Here is a 13,309-nt window from a genome sequence, read left to right on the forward strand (position 1 = left end):
GGCCCGTATTCTCAAATTACGTGGTGTAAACGTCGGAGTCATGAAGCCGGTTACCAGCGGTTGTGTTGAGCGTAATGGTGAGTTGATCTCTGAGGATGCCGAACTTTTGGCCTGGGCTGCCGGTGTTGACTGTACCGATGATGTTGCCCCGTACTGTCTGCGTGAGCCGATTGCTCCGGTTGAAGCAGCACAGCTGGACGGGGTGCGGATTGATTTCAGTCACATTGCAGCAAGCTACCGTCGTCTGGCAGCACAGTATGAGTTTGTGATTGTGGAAGGGGCAGGGGGGCTGATGGTACCGCTCAACGGCGGTCTGCTGATTGCTGATCTGGTCAAGCAGCTTGACCTGCCGCTGCTGGTGGTGGCCCGTCCTGATCTGGGCACCATCAACCATAGTGTACTGACCTGTTTTGCAGCCGGACAGATGGATATTGAGGTCAAGGGAGTTATGGTCAACCGCTTTCCTGCCAATCCCGGCCTTGCCGAGAAGGGTGCATCCCACCAGATCGGATCACTCTGCGGCGCACCGATTTTGGGGATCTGGGATGACCTGCCCGGTTCTCAGGAAGAAGTTGTGGAGCGCTTGGCAGAGCAGTTTAACAACGATCCCAAGAGTGACATCATTCTGCGGGTGCTGGGCGGTGCTGAAGATAGTGGCTGCTCAACCCCCGCGACTTCAGAGGGTTGTTCTTCCTGCGGCTGCTCCGGCAGTTGCGGGGGAGAGTAAGCCAGCTTGAATTCCCCCTCCTCCTATGATCCACTGCAGCCCTGTCTGGAGGCAACTGCTGATCCTGAAGAGTTGATGGCACTGGCAGAGATGCGGATGCCGTTTGGCAAGTATCAGGGGCGTTTGCTGATAGATCTGCCGGAACGTTATGTGGTCTGGTTTGCCGCGAACGGGTTTCCGGAGGGGCGCTTGGGCAGGATGTTGCAGACGGTTCATGCGATAAAGGTAAACGGGCTGGAATATCTTTTTACCCCGTTGCGTAGGGGGAGCATCGGCAGTTGATGGCCTATTAGCCGGAAAGCATATTTACACACTATACGCCGCAAAAAAAATAAAAAACAGACTGTTTTATTTGCTGGGAAAAGGTATCTTGAAATCAAGGTAGCGCTACCTGAAACAAGAAACAAAGTACCAGAAGGAGAAGCAAAAGGTTGTTTGTGATTTTTTCCACGGAGCAGATGCAGGTTTTATGGAGGAAACACTATGGAAGATACGCCGCCTCGCTGTTTTGGCAACATATGAAGCAATAAACAGGCTGCCTGCAGAAGTAGCCTGCATACCATGAACATGGTGCATAGAGTAACGTAAAACCGGAGGCCCGCATAAACTGCGGGCCTCTTCTCATTTTGTGTGGTGGAGTGTTCCTTATAAATCAAGATTCTTCCAGGTTGTGCGCAGTCTGCAGAGCTCCCGGTTGTCTTGCGTTGACTCAATCCTGTGGATAAGAATTGCAGGATCTTCAGGACTTGGGACGCAACAGCTCTGTATGCTGTCACCATAGAGCGCCTCGGCCCGGAATCCTATTTCAATCAGGACCGGCACTGCCCGTTTTATCAGTTCTTCCGGTACCGCCTCCAGTGCCCAGCCTGCATAGATCGTGTTGTTCACATGATTGTTCATATCAAGATCAGCCCGCAGTACCGGCAGTTGCAGTCCTGTCTGGCATCCTTCAAGCAGCGGAAGCGTTGCAAACGGATCATTCAGTGCTCGCTGCAGGTGCAGCGGATAGTTGGACAGATGTTCATCAATCTTTACCGGACGGCGTGTTTTCAGGTCCAGTGCAGCCCATGAACTGGTGGCGCGCCCAATGGTCTGTCCCTGTTGGTCAGTCAGCAGAAAATCACGAATTGAAAAAAAACCATCGCGGGTCACCGGCCAGGTGCTCACCGTTACCTGCTCAGTACCGATAACAGGGCGCAGTAGCTCAATGGTCAGTCGCGATAGAACCCAGGTTAAGCCCATTTTATGCAGGTGCTTAAGCCCCACACCCAGTTGCAGGGCATGCTCTGCGCCAACCTCTTGCAGCCAGGCCAGGATAACGGTCAGGCGGACCCAGTTACGGGGATCAAGCTCGTGATAGCGGGCATTGACGGTTTGTTGCAGCTGATAGTGCATGCCTTTCTCCCTTGCCTAATGCCATAGCACAGGACCGGACATGATTGCAAATCAGCCTGGTCCGGCAGATACTGTTGCCTGACGCAGTCAGTTGCACTACACTGCGCACATAAGATACCTCAACATAAGGGGAAGACTGATGAAAGACCGGCTGTAACAAATGCTTACCACTTCTACCAATAAGCCGATGTTCAGGTTTTTAGCCGTTCTGACTGCAGCCTCCATGGTGGGGATGCAGGGCTACACCATGCTGTTCAACAACTTTGCCGTTGAGACGGTACACCTTGAAGGGCTCCATGTCGGCCTGACCCAATCCATCCGTGAGATCCCCGGTTTTCTGGCGCTAACGGCTATTTATGTGATGCTGGTGATCAGGGAACACCGGCTGGCATCCCTGTCGATCATCCTGCTGGGGGTCGGAGTTGCTCTGACCGGCTTTTTCCCTACCTTTGGCGGCGTGGCGTTGACCACACTACTGATGAGCTTCGGCTTCCACTATTATGAGACCGTTAACCAGTCCCTGACCCTGCAATACTTCTCCACCCATCAATCTCCCCTGGTAATGGGCAAACTGCGTAGTCTGGCAGCGGTGACCAGTATCATCTCTGCTGCTGCCATCTGGGGTATGGGGTTTGTGCTGGATTACCGCGGTATGTTTCTGGTGATAGGGATTGTGGTTGCCCTGGCCGGGCTCTGGGCGGTCTTTCAGGACCCCAGCCATGCGAGTGTGCCACCCCAGAAACTGCGGATGTTTCTGAAGCAGCGCTACTGGCTTTACTATGCCCTGACTTTTATGTCCGGCGCCCGGCGCCAGATTTACATGGTCTTTTCCATGTTCCTGCTGGTCAAGGTATTCCATTTTTCAGTACAGGCCATCACGGTGCTGTTCATCATCAATAATCTGATTAACTGGATCATCAACCCGATGATCGGCAGGGCCATCAACGCCTTTGGTGAGCGGACCCTTTGTACGGTGGAGTATTTAGGCGTGATTATGGTCTTTCTGACCTACGCCTATGCCTCTTCCCGCTGGCTGGTGGCCGGGATGTACATCATCGACTATGTCCTGTTCAACTTTGCCGTGGCGATCCGTACCTATTTTCAAAAAATTGCTGATCCGGCAGACATCGCCCCCACCTCGGCGGTCGGTTTCACCATCAACCATATTGCCGCGGTCTTCCTGCCAGCCCTGGGGGGCTACCTCTGGATGATCAACTACCGGATACCGTTCATCATGGGAGCGGTGCTGGGGGTGGTTTCACTGATTCTGGCCCAGTTTATCAGGCTGCCTGAAACCCATGGGCAGATACTTAGATCAGGTGGTAGTGCCTGACCATCGCCCGGTGGCTGCGAAAGGCTGCCAGATAGCGGGCATCTTCGGCATAGGTGGTAGGATAGATAGCGGGAACCGGCTGGTGCTGCAGCTCTTTGTTGACATTGACAAAGGTGAACAGGCAGGAGTTTGAAAGGGCCTTGCTGTTGCGGTCCCGACTGACCCGCTCAATGCTGGCTTCAACACAGACAAAGCTGTCGCAGGTGTAGACCACCCGGCAGGTATAATGCAGCTTGTCCCCCAGCCTGACCGGATGGAAGAAGTTGATCCGGTTGACCGCAGCGATCAAGGCCCGGTCCGGTGCAATCAGTTCGGCGCACATGGATGACAGCTCATAGGCCCTGCGGATGATGTAACCGCCAAAGATCCGGTGAGGCACATATTCCTGCTCAGGGTACATTCGTTCCCACGATTCAACCACCAGACTATCAGCCTTGCAGCCGCTAAAGCCCGGCTGATCCTGGGCTTCATGTAACTGGCGCAACAGCTCATACTCTTCACGGCTGGGAGGTTCCTGCTGGGCTGCCTGCTGCTGGCGGTACTGTTCCCGTTCCTGCATTGATTTTTCAGCCCGATGTTGTTCAAGCTCTTCCTGGTATTCAAGCGCTGGCAGCACTCTGCTCTCCTCGGCAGACTCGCCACCTCTGGCCACCATGGTGAAGTAACACGAGGCGATATGGGTGGCCGGATCACCGGGGTGTTCAACCCGCATCCCCACCACCATGGATGATCTGCCGACATGGTTGATCCGGGCATCAATCTTAATATCCCGGTCATTATCAACCACATGCCGTACAATGATATTGTCGATGGCAGCGGTCACCACCTTGGCATCGGGATGGATGCTGCGGGCATAGCCCAGTGCTGCCTGCTCTGCCATAATGTCCAGATCCTCCAGCAGCAGGCCAAATCTGAAGTTGCCCACAATCGGCTCATCCACGATCATGTAGCGGCGGCGGGCCTTCAGGTCTGATGCAAGCGGTAGTACCTTGTATAATGAGGTTTCTAATGGTCTGGTCATCTGTTTGCTCCACCTTGCAGAATTTTATCTGACAGATTCTCTATACGGTACTGTACATGGCCAAGAGGTGTTGCGCAAGGCAGCTTGCAGATGCTACAGAGAGTATGCAGACTAACGTTAGGGCAAGGTGAGCTGACATGTCAGAAACAATTTGTGACTTCTATTGTGACAAGATACTGAAGGGGCTGCTGGAGGTGCCGGTTTATCTCCAGAATGACCAGGTCTTTGCCTTTCATCACACCAACCCGCTTTGGGAACATCATGTGGTGTTGCTTCCAAAAAAGCACGTTGAATCGCTGATTACCCTGGAAGAGTCTGACAACGAACTGCTGTTGGAACTGATGCGGACAGCAAAGCTGATTGCAGCTGATTTTATGGCCCGGTTCGGGGCCTGCCGGGTCTATACCAATCTGGGGAGCTACCAGTCATCCAAGCACCTGCACTGGCATATTGGCGCCGGTGAACAGTTGCGACCCTATTGAAACAAGCAGGCAACAACTGGTATAGCCAGATCATATTTTGAAAGGTGGTTCAGATGCGTAACCTGATCAAATTGAGCAGTGCGGTAGTGTTGGCAATCTTGTGTGCGATGCCGGTGCACGCCGCGGAAACAAAGGTGAACAAGATGACAACGACCGATTCAGGACTCAAGTATGTTGATGTTGTGGTGGGCAAAGGTGCCTCACCAACCAGGGGCAGGCAGGTTAAGGTACACTACACCGGTACGCTGGAGAACGGCACCAAGTTTGACAGCTCGGTGGATCGCAAACAGCCGTTCAACTTCATTATCGGCGTTGGGCAGGTTATCAAGGGCTGGGATGAGGGGGTAATGGGGATGAAGGTTGGTGGCAAGCGGAAACTGGTTATCCCGGCCAATCTGGGTTATGGCGCCAGAGGTGCTGGCGGCGTGATACCACCCAACGCCACCCTGTTGTTTGATGTTGAACTGCTGGATGTGCTGAAGTAGGCACGATTACCTGTGAAACCATCATCCGCCTGTAACCTGTTGACTATTCTCGGTCCGACCGCTTCCGGCAAGACCCGTTTGGCTGTTGCGCTGGCGCAGAAACTGTCCGGTGAGATCATCTCGGCAGATTCGAGACAGGTTTTCAGGCGGATGGATATCGGCACTGGTAAAGATCTGCACGAATATGGTGCTGTTCCGTACCACCTGATTGATCTGCTGGAACCGGGGCAGGAGTGCAGCGTCTTTACCTTTCAACGGTTGTTTCTGCAGGCCTTTAAAGAGGTGACCGCCCGTGGTCAGCTGCCGGTTTTGTGTGGTGGCACCGGTCTGTATCTGGATGCGGCGCTGCGGGGTTACCGGATGGTTGAGGTGCCTGAAAACCTGCAACTGCGGGCAGAGCTGGCCGATAAAAGTGATGCAGAGCTGGTTGAGATGCTGCTGAAACTGGTGCCTGAACAGCATAACCGGACCGATCAGACCGATAGAACCCGGACAATCCGGGCCATTGAGATTGCCAGCTACCAACCTGACGGGCAGGAAGAGCAGGAACCGTTCCCTGCCATCAGTCCGCTGGTGCTGGGTATCCGCTGGGAACGGTCAGAACTGCGCCGAAGGATCACCCAACGTCTGCGTCAGCGGCTTGATGCAGGTATGCTTGATGAGATACAGCAGCTGCATGCCGGTGGAGTAGGGTGGGAGCGCTTGGACTACTATGGTCTGGAGTACCGTTATGGGGGGATGTTCCTACGTGGGGAGCTGAACCGTAATGACCTGTTCCAAAAGCTGAATGCCGCCATTCATGATTTTGCCAAACGCCAGGAAACCTGGTTCCGCCGGATGGAGAAAAACGGTGTGGTCATTCATTGGCTGGATGGAGCAGGTGACCCGGTTGCAGAAGCCCGGAAGATCATCTCTGCTAATTTTGTATGAATACCCTGCTGCAGCCCTTTCAACAGCTCTTTCCATTGCAGTACCATGAGCAGATCTTTCTGGTCGGCGGTACGGTGCGGGATTTTTTGTTGCAGCAGCCTGCCTGTGATTATGACCTGATCGCCGTCTTGCCTGAGGAGCTGCTGCCATCGCTTGGTTTTCGACTGGTTGCAGGCAAGACCACCAGACCGATCTGGTTTCAGCATGACGCTCAGCTGGGTAAGCTTGAGCTGATCCGGCTTGATGATATCAGTCAGCTTGATGCTGATCTGAGGCGGCGGGACTTCACTGTTAATGCCATTGCCCTAAGCCTGCATGGCAAGTGGTATGATCCTTTAGACGGCCAGCAGGATCTGCAGCAACGGTTGCTGCGGGTCTGTTCCGATCAGAGCTTTACGGATGACCCGCTACGGCTTATCCGTGCTATACGTTTTGTGGCGGATGGCTGGCAGCTGGCTTCTGAAACGGCGCAACAGATTCAGCACCAGGATTGGGCTGAACAGCTGGTGAGTCTGCCGGTTGAGCGGTTCAGTCGTGAGATGGTCAAGGCCCTGGCAGCTAGCCAACCGGAGCGTTTTTTTGAGCAGATGATTCAGTACAGGCTTGGTACAGACTGGCTGCTGGAGCTGTTCAGGATGCCGGATATTCCTGCCGGACCTCTGCAGCACCATCCTGAAGGTGATCTGCTGACCCATTGCCTGCAGGTGCTGCAACGGGCTGCAGCAGTCAGTCCAGATCCCCTTGCCAGTTTCTGTGCCTTCTTCCACGACATTGGCAAACTGTCAACTGATCCGGCCCGGTATCCCAAGCATCATGGTCATGATGAAGCAGGCTTCAAGCCGGCACTGAACCTGTGTAAGCGGCTCTGCCTGCCAGCAGAGTGGGGCAGGGCGCTGGCCTGGATCAGCCGCCTGCATACCAACCTGAACCGCTGGTCTGAGCTGCGGGATGCAACCAGGCTACGGATGGCGGATCAGGCCCGCAAGGCCGGTATCAGCCGGATCCTGCCGGTTGTGTCAGCCGCTGACAAACCGGGCAACAGTACCCCTGATCAGTGGTTTCAGGCCCTGGAGGTGGCTGCCATGAACAGTACGCAGCTGGGTATAAACATAGAACAACTTGAGGCGATGCAGGAAAAGCATCGGCCTGACTTTATCCTGCAGCACAGAATCAGATTGTTGAGGTCATATGAATACATTTCGTAAAGAACTCTGGTTTGAGACACCCACCCGCCGGGCATTTCTCAACATCACGCCCACCATTGAAGACTGCCTGAAACAGAGTGGCATCCGCGAAGGACTGCTGCTCTGTAATGCCATGCATATCACGGCCAGTGTATTTATCAATGATGATGAATCCGGCCTGCATCAGGATTTTGAAGACTGGCTGGAACAGCTGGCCCCGGAAAAGCCGCATTCCCGCTACCGTCACAACGGCTATGAGGATAATGGTGATGCCCACCTGAAGCGCACGGTCATGGGACGTGAGGTGGTGGTGGCAATTACCGAAGGCAGCCTTGACCTGGGGCCCTGGGAACAGATTTTTTATGGTGAGTTTGACGGCAAGCGCAGAAAACGGGTGCTGGTCAAAATAATCGGCGAATAGTGCCGGATAGATGGAGTTCTGCCATGAGTGATCAAAATCCACCAGCAACAGCATTGATTAGTGCCCTTGGGCTTGTTCAACACCCGGAAGGGGGCTGGTATCGGGAAACCTATCGCTCAGCCAACAGCATGCCGGGCGATGCCTTGCCGGAATGCTTTGATGGGCCGCGTTCCTTGTGTACTGCCATCTATTTTCTGCTGGAGCAGGGGGACTGTTCTGCACTGCATAGAATCAAGTCTGATGAATTGTGGTTTTTCCATGGTGGTGCAAGCCTGACCATTCACCTGCTGACAGCGGACGGTGTCTATTCTGCAATCAGGCTTGGGGCTGGTATCGCGGCAGGAGAGGTCTTTCAGGCCATGGTGCCAGCCGGAACCTGGTTTGGGGCTGAGATGAGCGGGGTAGGGGAGTATAGCCTGGTAAGCTGTACGGTTGCACCGGGATTTGATTTTGCAGACTTTGAAATGGGTGTCAAACCCCTGCTGTTACAACAGTATCCAGACCATGCAGCACTCATTAATCGTCTGACCCGCTAAAGCCGGCAGCATCATCAAACAACTTAATTGTAACGAGTGATTTATGAACATAACCAATCTCCTGATCAATCTGCAAAACAAGTCCGTAGCTGCCTTTTCCGGTGCTGAGCGCCACATCAGATATATTCAGGAGGCCCTGCCGGGCTGCACCATCACGGTTGCCGAAGGGAAAACAGAATTTCTGGAAAAACTCCCTGCAGCTGAAGTTGCTCTGGTCTGGTCCTTTAAGCCGGAGTGGTACGCGCTGGCCCCGAAGCTGAAGGCTGTCTTTACCCCGGCTGCCGGACATGACTGGGTGGCAGAAGATCCCACTGGCAGGGTGCAGACCTTCTACGGCAGCTTTCATGGCCGGATCATGCGTGAAAGCCTGCTTTCGATGATGCTGTACTTCAATCGCAGAATCGGAGCATCAGTTGAGGACCAGAAACAGAGCGTCTGGGGACGGGATGACTACAGCAGTTGTGTCGGGCTCTTTAGCCAGCAGGTGCTGATCATCGGTTGCGGGGCGCTGGGTACGTCCATGGCAGAGTTGCTCAAGGCGTTTGGTGCACGGGTCACCGGGGTCAGACGTACTGTGCCTGATGAGCTTCCGCCCTGTATTGATAGCATGACCACCTTTGATAGATTGGAAGAAGAATTGCCCCATGCTGATCATCTGGTACTGTTGCTACCAGGTGAAAAGGAAACCGATGGTATTTTTACTGCACAGCATTTTGCGGCAATGAAGCCGGGGGCGTTTCTGTACAACCTGGGGCGTGGTAACTGCTATCAGGAGCAAGACCTGCTGACGGCCCTTACACAGGGCCCACTGGCAGGAGCGGGGCTGGATGTCTTTGCCCATGAACCGCTAGCTTCTGCATCCCCTTTGTGGAAACAGCGTAACGTACTGATCACGCCGCACTCCAGCGCTGTCAGCTGGGAGTACATCGATCTCTTTATTCAGGAGTGGCTGGAGCGGCTCCGGGAGCTTTAGCCTTGATCCGGCAGAGGGCACGGTGACTGCGGGATGAACATGGATGACAGTCATGGCAGCGAAACAGTCCTGCCGGGGGAGTGGAGGCAGCTGCTGCCCGACGCTGTTGCTGCCGGTGCCCGGTATTCGGCGGTTTGGGCCGTGGTGCTGGCATCCAAAGGGATTCCGTACCGCCTGGAGCCAGAACAGGGCCACTGGCGGTTGCTGGTGCCTGATGAACTGTTGGCGCTAGCGATTCATGAAATAGTACTCTATGAAGATGAAAACCGTAATTGGCCACCCTTGCCGCCTCCACACCAGCCACTGGATGCCAGTATCTATACCACCCTTTCAATCCTGATCCTGCTTGCAGCATTCCACAATCTTGTCCGTTCCGATCTGCTAACGGTTTCCGGACGTTACCCAGACTGGTTTTCAATCGGCATGATGCAGTCAGCCAAAATATTGGACGGGGAGTGGTGGCGACTGGTTACTTCCCTGACACTGCATGCCGACTTGCAGCATCTTCTGGGCAACCTCTGTATTGGTGGCGTATTTGTTGTGCTGCTCTGTCGTGAACTGGGCTCCGGGTTAGGCTGGACGCTGCTGCTGGGGGCTGGTCTACTCGGCAATCTTGCCAACGGGTATCTGCAGCCGGCCACGCATAATTCGATTGGCGCCTCCACAGCGGTGTTCGGCGTGGTCGGCATTCTGGCTGGTCTCAGTGTACGGCGCTACAGGCAACTGAAGAAACGGCGCTGGGCCGTGCCTGTGGCTGCAGCGCTTTCACTGCTTGTCCTGATCGGCAGTGAGGGGAAAAACACCGATGTCGGCGCCCATTTTTTCGGTCTTTTGGCAGGGCTGCTGCTGGGGCTGCTCACCGAAGTCTTGATCAGCCGCTATGGCTATCCCGGTCGTTGCCTGCGTTTTCTACTGGCAGTATTCAGCTGCCTGCTCGTCGTAACCGCCTGGTGGTGTGCCCTGCAGCTCTAGCTGCAGACAGCTGTTGCCAACCTGTTGGCTGAAAGGGTCGATCAATCCTTCCAATAGGCTGCTGCCGGACGCAGGGCAAGCAGCAGTGCCGCAATGATGATTACCCACGCATACTTGATAACGCACTGGTGAAAGTAGGCACCAGCTGCAATACCGAACAGAAATGCACACCACTTCAGTAACCAGATATCCCGCCAGTGCCAGACCTTTGTTTTGAGCAGTTTCATACGTCACCCCCGTTTTACAGGATAAGTATACCACCAATAAAACAGCCTGCAGTTGCCATAATCTGCTCAATACCGTATGCTGCCGACTGCTTAAAACCTGAAGACAGGAGACAAAGATGGCAAGAATTAAAAAAAATACCGTTGTTGCCCTTGATTATACGGTTACAGATAGTGATGGCATTCCGGTTGATGAGGGGCAGGAACCGCTCAGCTACCTGCATGGCGGTTATGCTGACATCTTCCCGCGGATAGAGGCGGCATTGGAGGGTAAGTCAGCAGGTGAAAGTATCATTGTCCACCTGCAACCGGCTGAGGCCTTTGGTGAATATGATGCTGATCTGGTCAGGATTGAATCGGTTGATGCATTTAATGAACCGGTGGAAATCGGTATGCAGCTTGAGCAGACTGAAAACGGCAATGATCTCGTATTTACGGTTACCGATGTTGCAGAAGGCAAGGCAGTACTGGATGCCAACCATCCTCTGGCAGGTATGGTACTGGTGTTTGAAGGCACGGTACTCAGCGTGCGTCCTGCAAGCGAAAGGGAGATCGCGGCAGGCAAGAGCATGGCAACGGTCTGCTAGCCTGTGGGGCAAAACCGGTTCAGATAACGGTTGGTTTGCGTTGCGTGCGTAGCGGCTTTGGGTGAGTAACTGCCGTCTTAAGGCGTATGTTGCTGTCTACTTCAGGAAACAACAATAGATCCGGCGCGCTGTTAATCAACCGCTACCACAAAACAGCCCTTAAACCCTTTTTGCTCATACTCATCTCTGTTTGTCTGAGCCTGTTGTAACGATTCAAAACGGCCCAAGCGTACCCGATAATATCTGGTATTTTTGATCCAGGAGTCCTGCACATCAGCCGCGCCATAGTTCTTTTTCAGCTCATCCCTGTACCGGTAAGCGTTCTCCTTGACCGTAAATGCCCCGACCTGGATGGTGTAGCTGCCTGTGTCATAGCTTGACAGTTGGCGGTAACTGTCACCGGATTTATAGCCCAACGCTGAGATTTTTACCGCTGCAACACCTTCCTGAAGCAGACCAATCCTTGAGGCAGCACCTTCAGAAAGATCAATAATCCGGTTGCCCACAAAGGGACCACGATCATTGATCCGCACAAGCACCTCTTTGCCGGTCCGTCTATGTTCCACTTTCACGTACACGCCGAACGGCAGTGTTTTATGGGCCGCAGTCAGCCCATGCATATCAAACAGCTCACCATTACTGGTTTTTCTGCCATGAAAGTCCCGGCCATAAAAGCTGGCAAGGCCCTCCTGCACAAAACCGTCTGCGGTGGCCAGTGGTTCATACCGCTTACCCTGCACAACATACGGTTTTGAAATCTTGTGCGGTGCTGTGTCAGGCACCGTATAGCGTTGCCGTGCACAGCCCGCAAAAAGAAGCGTAATCACCAGCAGCATGATGATGTTGGCAGGGCCTGTAATCTGCAGCCGGTAGCGGGACATAGTAGTAATGCTTTCCCTTATCTGGTTGTTTTAGGCGTTAAGGCAAGGATATTTCAGACATCTTCAGAACGGTTTTGTCAGCCAGTAGATCCCCGACTGCCGTAACGTATGCCTGAAAGTGTGCTGAAAGCATGTGCTGCTCCAGGCAGGCAAGGCTCTGCCAGTTCTCGTAGAAGATGAACAGGGCAGGGTTGTCGCTGTCCTGATGCAGCCGGTATTCGATACAGCCATCCTCTTGACGTGTCGGCGCTATCATTTTCAGGAGCTCGGCTTTTACCGTCTCAACAGCATCAGCTTTTGCCAGTACTTTTGCCACCACAGTTACTTTTGACATGGATATCCTCATTTTTCATGGGCTTTTTTGCCGTGTACCCGTTCATAGGCTTTACAGAACGGGCAGATCTCCTGTTCGATATTTTTCACAAAATTGAAGGCCATCCCCTGCTGATGATGGCGGGCATGACGACAGACCGGGCAGTTTTCGCAAACCTTTGCCATGGCTTTATCAACTGCTGTGGGGGGCCTGGTACCGTGTGAAGTCATCTGTTGATAGCAGTGTTCAGCACGTTGCTTGGTTTAAAGGTCAGCACCTTGCGGGCTGCAATGGTAATGGCTTCACCGGTTTGAGGGTTACGGCCACGGCGCGCATTCTTCTGCTTGATTTCAAAATTACCAAAGCCGGATATTTTGATGGTTTCGCCTGCCTCCAGAGACTCCTTCATGATGGTGAAGACCGATTCCATCATGGCAGCGGAATCTTTTTGGGACAGGCCGGTGGAAGTGTGGATCTTTTCTGCGATGTCTGCTTTGGTCATAACGTTTTCCTGTCGTATGTAATTTTCTTCTGCTTAATAAGCTCAGAGCGCTTTGCAGGAGGGGTTGAGTCAATATACCCCTCATCAATCGCCAATTGCACGTAATTCATATCAGACACCTGAACCGCCATCGGCAATGCTGGCGGGGTGCTTTTGTCCGGTTTATCTGCTGCAGACACTATCGGCAAGAATTCCTTCCGGGGTCACTGCTGCCAATGATGCAGGGTGGTACGAATGATCTCAAAATAGCCCGGCTCCCGCACAACCTCTTGATATCCCGGAACAGCTCCCACCCACTTGCCCAGTCGGACGTTGCGTTCCTGTGTAAGATACAGGGTGGGCT

The 13,309-nt window shown here is 53.6% G+C and carries 20 protein-coding genes; 12 read left to right on the forward strand and 8 right to left on the reverse strand.

Annotated features, from left to right (window positions below; genetic code table 11):
• Together bioD and OEL57_RS08065 are read left to right on the forward strand one after the other, a co-directional pair.
• On the forward strand, positions 1-727 hold a 727-nt coding region (gene bioD / locus OEL57_RS08060; protein ID WP_300739440.1), incomplete at its 5' end, for a dethiobiotin synthase.
• Positions 728-733: 6 nt separating this feature from the next.
• Positions 734-1,009 carry a DUF3820 family protein gene (locus OEL57_RS08065; RefSeq protein WP_300739442.1) on the forward strand — a complete coding sequence of 92 codons (276 nt, stop codon included), beginning with the start codon at positions 734-736 and terminating at the stop codon, positions 1,007-1,009.
• 363 nt (positions 1,010-1,372) lie between these two features.
• On the opposite strand, the gene OEL57_RS08070 is transcribed toward OEL57_RS08065, so the two are convergent.
• Positions 1,373-2,122: an acyl-[acyl-carrier-protein] thioesterase gene (locus OEL57_RS08070; RefSeq protein WP_300739444.1), complete on the reverse strand. Its 750-nt coding sequence runs from the start codon at positions 2,120-2,122 to the stop codon at positions 1,373-1,375.
• A gap of 160 nt (positions 2,123-2,282) precedes the next feature.
• Between OEL57_RS08070 and OEL57_RS08075 the strand changes: the two genes are divergently transcribed.
• Positions 2,283-3,455, forward strand: a complete 1,173-nt coding sequence (locus tag OEL57_RS08075; RefSeq protein ID WP_300739446.1) for an MFS transporter — start codon at positions 2,283-2,285, stop codon at positions 3,453-3,455.
• Here the strand turns inward: OEL57_RS08075 and OEL57_RS08080 are convergent.
• Positions 3,433-4,476 (reverse strand): acyl-CoA thioesterase, encoded by a 1,044-nt coding sequence (locus tag OEL57_RS08080; RefSeq protein ID WP_300739448.1) that lies wholly within the window; start codon positions 4,474-4,476, stop codon positions 3,433-3,435. The genes OEL57_RS08075 and OEL57_RS08080 overlap by 23 nt on opposite strands.
• A 137-nt stretch (positions 4,477-4,613) precedes the next feature.
• Here OEL57_RS08080 and OEL57_RS08085 point away from each other — a divergent pair, with 137 nt between their 5' ends.
• From OEL57_RS08085 to OEL57_RS08120, 8 genes are all read left to right on the forward strand, one after another.
• The gene (locus OEL57_RS08085) at positions 4,614-4,958 is read left to right on the forward strand and encodes an HIT domain-containing protein (RefSeq protein WP_300739450.1); all 345 of its coding nucleotides are present in this window, start codon (positions 4,614-4,616) and stop codon (positions 4,956-4,958) included.
• 107 nt (positions 4,959-5,065) lie between these two features.
• The gene (locus tag OEL57_RS08090) at positions 5,066-5,443 is read left to right on the forward strand and encodes an FKBP-type peptidyl-prolyl cis-trans isomerase (RefSeq protein WP_414718507.1); all 378 of its coding nucleotides are present in this window, start codon (positions 5,066-5,068) and stop codon (positions 5,441-5,443) included.
• Between the two features lie 12 nt (positions 5,444-5,455).
• Positions 5,456-6,373, forward strand: coding sequence for a tRNA (adenosine(37)-N6)-dimethylallyltransferase MiaA (gene miaA, locus OEL57_RS08095; protein WP_300739453.1), 918 nt, complete (start codon positions 5,456-5,458; stop codon positions 6,371-6,373).
• Positions 6,370-7,578, forward strand: coding sequence for an HD domain-containing protein (locus OEL57_RS08100; RefSeq protein ID WP_300739455.1), 1,209 nt, complete (start codon positions 6,370-6,372; stop codon positions 7,576-7,578). Before miaA ends, OEL57_RS08100 begins: the two co-directional genes overlap by 4 nt.
• Positions 7,562-7,978: a secondary thiamine-phosphate synthase enzyme YjbQ gene (locus OEL57_RS08105; RefSeq protein WP_300739457.1), complete on the forward strand. Its 417-nt coding sequence runs from the start codon at positions 7,562-7,564 to the stop codon at positions 7,976-7,978. The genes OEL57_RS08100 and OEL57_RS08105 overlap by 17 nt, the downstream gene beginning before the upstream one ends.
• Positions 7,979-8,001: 23 nt before the next feature.
• Positions 8,002-8,514, forward strand: a complete 513-nt coding sequence (locus OEL57_RS08110) for a cupin domain-containing protein (protein ID WP_300739459.1) — start codon at positions 8,002-8,004, stop codon at positions 8,512-8,514.
• 43 nt (positions 8,515-8,557) lie between these two features.
• A complete protein-coding gene (locus OEL57_RS08115) occupies positions 8,558-9,487 on the forward strand; it encodes a D-2-hydroxyacid dehydrogenase (RefSeq protein WP_300739461.1) in 930 nt (309 codons plus the stop codon).
• A 33-nt stretch (positions 9,488-9,520) separates the two neighbouring features.
• On the forward strand, positions 9,521-10,459 hold the full coding sequence (locus OEL57_RS08120) for a rhomboid family intramembrane serine protease (protein ID WP_300739463.1): 939 nt from the start codon (positions 9,521-9,523) through the stop codon (positions 10,457-10,459).
• Between the two features lie 41 nt (positions 10,460-10,500).
• Here OEL57_RS08120 and OEL57_RS08125 read toward each other — a convergent pair whose 3' ends face one another.
• Complete coding sequence (locus OEL57_RS08125; RefSeq protein WP_300739465.1) at positions 10,501-10,686, reverse strand: hypothetical protein; 186 nt, start codon at positions 10,684-10,686, stop codon at positions 10,501-10,503.
• A 116-nt stretch (positions 10,687-10,802) separates the two neighbouring features.
• On the opposite strand from OEL57_RS08125, the gene OEL57_RS08130 reads away from it, so the two are divergent.
• Positions 10,803-11,270, forward strand: coding sequence for an FKBP-type peptidyl-prolyl cis-trans isomerase (locus OEL57_RS08130; protein WP_300739467.1), 468 nt, complete (start codon positions 10,803-10,805; stop codon positions 11,268-11,270).
• 131 nt (positions 11,271-11,401) lie between these two features.
• Here the strand turns inward: OEL57_RS08130 and OEL57_RS08135 are convergent, their stop codons facing one another.
• The 5 genes from OEL57_RS08135 to OEL57_RS08155 are packed head-to-tail and all read right to left on the reverse strand — an operon-like array spanning position 11,402 to position 13,145.
• Entirely contained in the window at positions 11,402-12,151 is a 750-nt protein-coding gene (locus OEL57_RS08135; RefSeq protein ID WP_300739469.1) for a septal ring lytic transglycosylase RlpA family protein, read from the reverse strand.
• Positions 12,152-12,188: 37 nt separating this feature from the next.
• Entirely contained in the window at positions 12,189-12,485 is a 297-nt protein-coding gene (locus OEL57_RS08140; RefSeq protein WP_300739471.1) for a putative quinol monooxygenase, read from the reverse strand.
• Positions 12,486-12,493: 8 nt separating this feature from the next.
• The gene (locus OEL57_RS08145; RefSeq protein WP_300739474.1) at positions 12,494-12,649 is read right to left on the reverse strand and encodes a hypothetical protein; all 156 of its coding nucleotides are present in this window, start codon (positions 12,647-12,649) and stop codon (positions 12,494-12,496) included.
• Positions 12,650-12,690: 41 nt separating this feature from the next.
• Positions 12,691-12,966, reverse strand: coding sequence for an integration host factor subunit alpha (locus tag OEL57_RS08150; RefSeq protein WP_300739476.1), 276 nt, complete (start codon positions 12,964-12,966; stop codon positions 12,691-12,693).
• Positions 12,963-13,145 (reverse strand): hypothetical protein, encoded by a 183-nt coding sequence (locus OEL57_RS08155; RefSeq protein WP_300739478.1) that lies wholly within the window; start codon positions 13,143-13,145, stop codon positions 12,963-12,965. Before OEL57_RS08155 ends, OEL57_RS08150 begins: the two co-directional genes overlap by 4 nt.
• Between the last annotated feature and the right edge of the window lie 164 nt (positions 13,146-13,309).

Source organism: Trichlorobacter sp., assembly GCF_030247655.1.
Classification (GTDB): Bacteria; Desulfobacterota; Desulfuromonadia; order Geobacterales; family Pseudopelobacteraceae; genus Trichlorobacter.

Excerpts from the sequence above, each read along its gene's own strand:
- OEL57_RS08070 (WP_300739444.1), bottom strand. The coding sequence starts at position 2,122 with ATGCACTATCAGCTGCAACAAACCGTCAATGCCCGCTATCACGAGCTT.
- OEL57_RS08075 (WP_300739446.1), top strand. The coding sequence starts at position 2,283 with ATGCTTACCACTTCTACCAATAAGCCGATGTTCAGGTTTTTAGCCGTT.
- OEL57_RS08080 (WP_300739448.1), bottom strand. The coding sequence starts at position 4,476 with ATGACCAGACCATTAGAAACCTCATTATACAAGGTACTACCGCTTGCA.
- OEL57_RS08085 (WP_300739450.1), top strand. The coding sequence starts at position 4,614 with ATGTCAGAAACAATTTGTGACTTCTATTGTGACAAGATACTGAAGGGG.
- OEL57_RS08090 (WP_414718507.1), top strand. The coding sequence starts at position 5,066 with ATGCCGGTGCACGCCGCGGAAACAAAGGTGAACAAGATGACAACGACC.
- OEL57_RS08100 (WP_300739455.1), top strand. The coding sequence starts at position 6,370 with ATGAATACCCTGCTGCAGCCCTTTCAACAGCTCTTTCCATTGCAGTAC.
- OEL57_RS08105 (WP_300739457.1), top strand. The coding sequence starts at position 7,562 with ATGAATACATTTCGTAAAGAACTCTGGTTTGAGACACCCACCCGCCGG.
- OEL57_RS08110 (WP_300739459.1), top strand. The coding sequence starts at position 8,002 with ATGAGTGATCAAAATCCACCAGCAACAGCATTGATTAGTGCCCTTGGG.
- OEL57_RS08115 (WP_300739461.1), top strand. The coding sequence starts at position 8,558 with ATGAACATAACCAATCTCCTGATCAATCTGCAAAACAAGTCCGTAGCT.
- OEL57_RS08120 (WP_300739463.1), top strand. The coding sequence starts at position 9,521 with ATGAACATGGATGACAGTCATGGCAGCGAAACAGTCCTGCCGGGGGAG.
- OEL57_RS08125 (WP_300739465.1), bottom strand. The coding sequence starts at position 10,686 with ATGAAACTGCTCAAAACAAAGGTCTGGCACTGGCGGGATATCTGGTTA.
- OEL57_RS08130 (WP_300739467.1), top strand. The coding sequence starts at position 10,803 with ATGGCAAGAATTAAAAAAAATACCGTTGTTGCCCTTGATTATACGGTT.
- OEL57_RS08135 (WP_300739469.1), bottom strand. The coding sequence starts at position 12,151 with ATGTCCCGCTACCGGCTGCAGATTACAGGCCCTGCCAACATCATCATG.
- OEL57_RS08140 (WP_300739471.1), bottom strand. The coding sequence starts at position 12,485 with ATGTCAAAAGTAACTGTGGTGGCAAAAGTACTGGCAAAAGCTGATGCT.
- OEL57_RS08145 (WP_300739474.1), bottom strand. The coding sequence starts at position 12,649 with ATGGCAAAGGTTTGCGAAAACTGCCCGGTCTGTCGTCATGCCCGCCAT.
- OEL57_RS08150 (WP_300739476.1), bottom strand. The coding sequence starts at position 12,966 with ATGACCAAAGCAGACATCGCAGAAAAGATCCACACTTCCACCGGCCTG.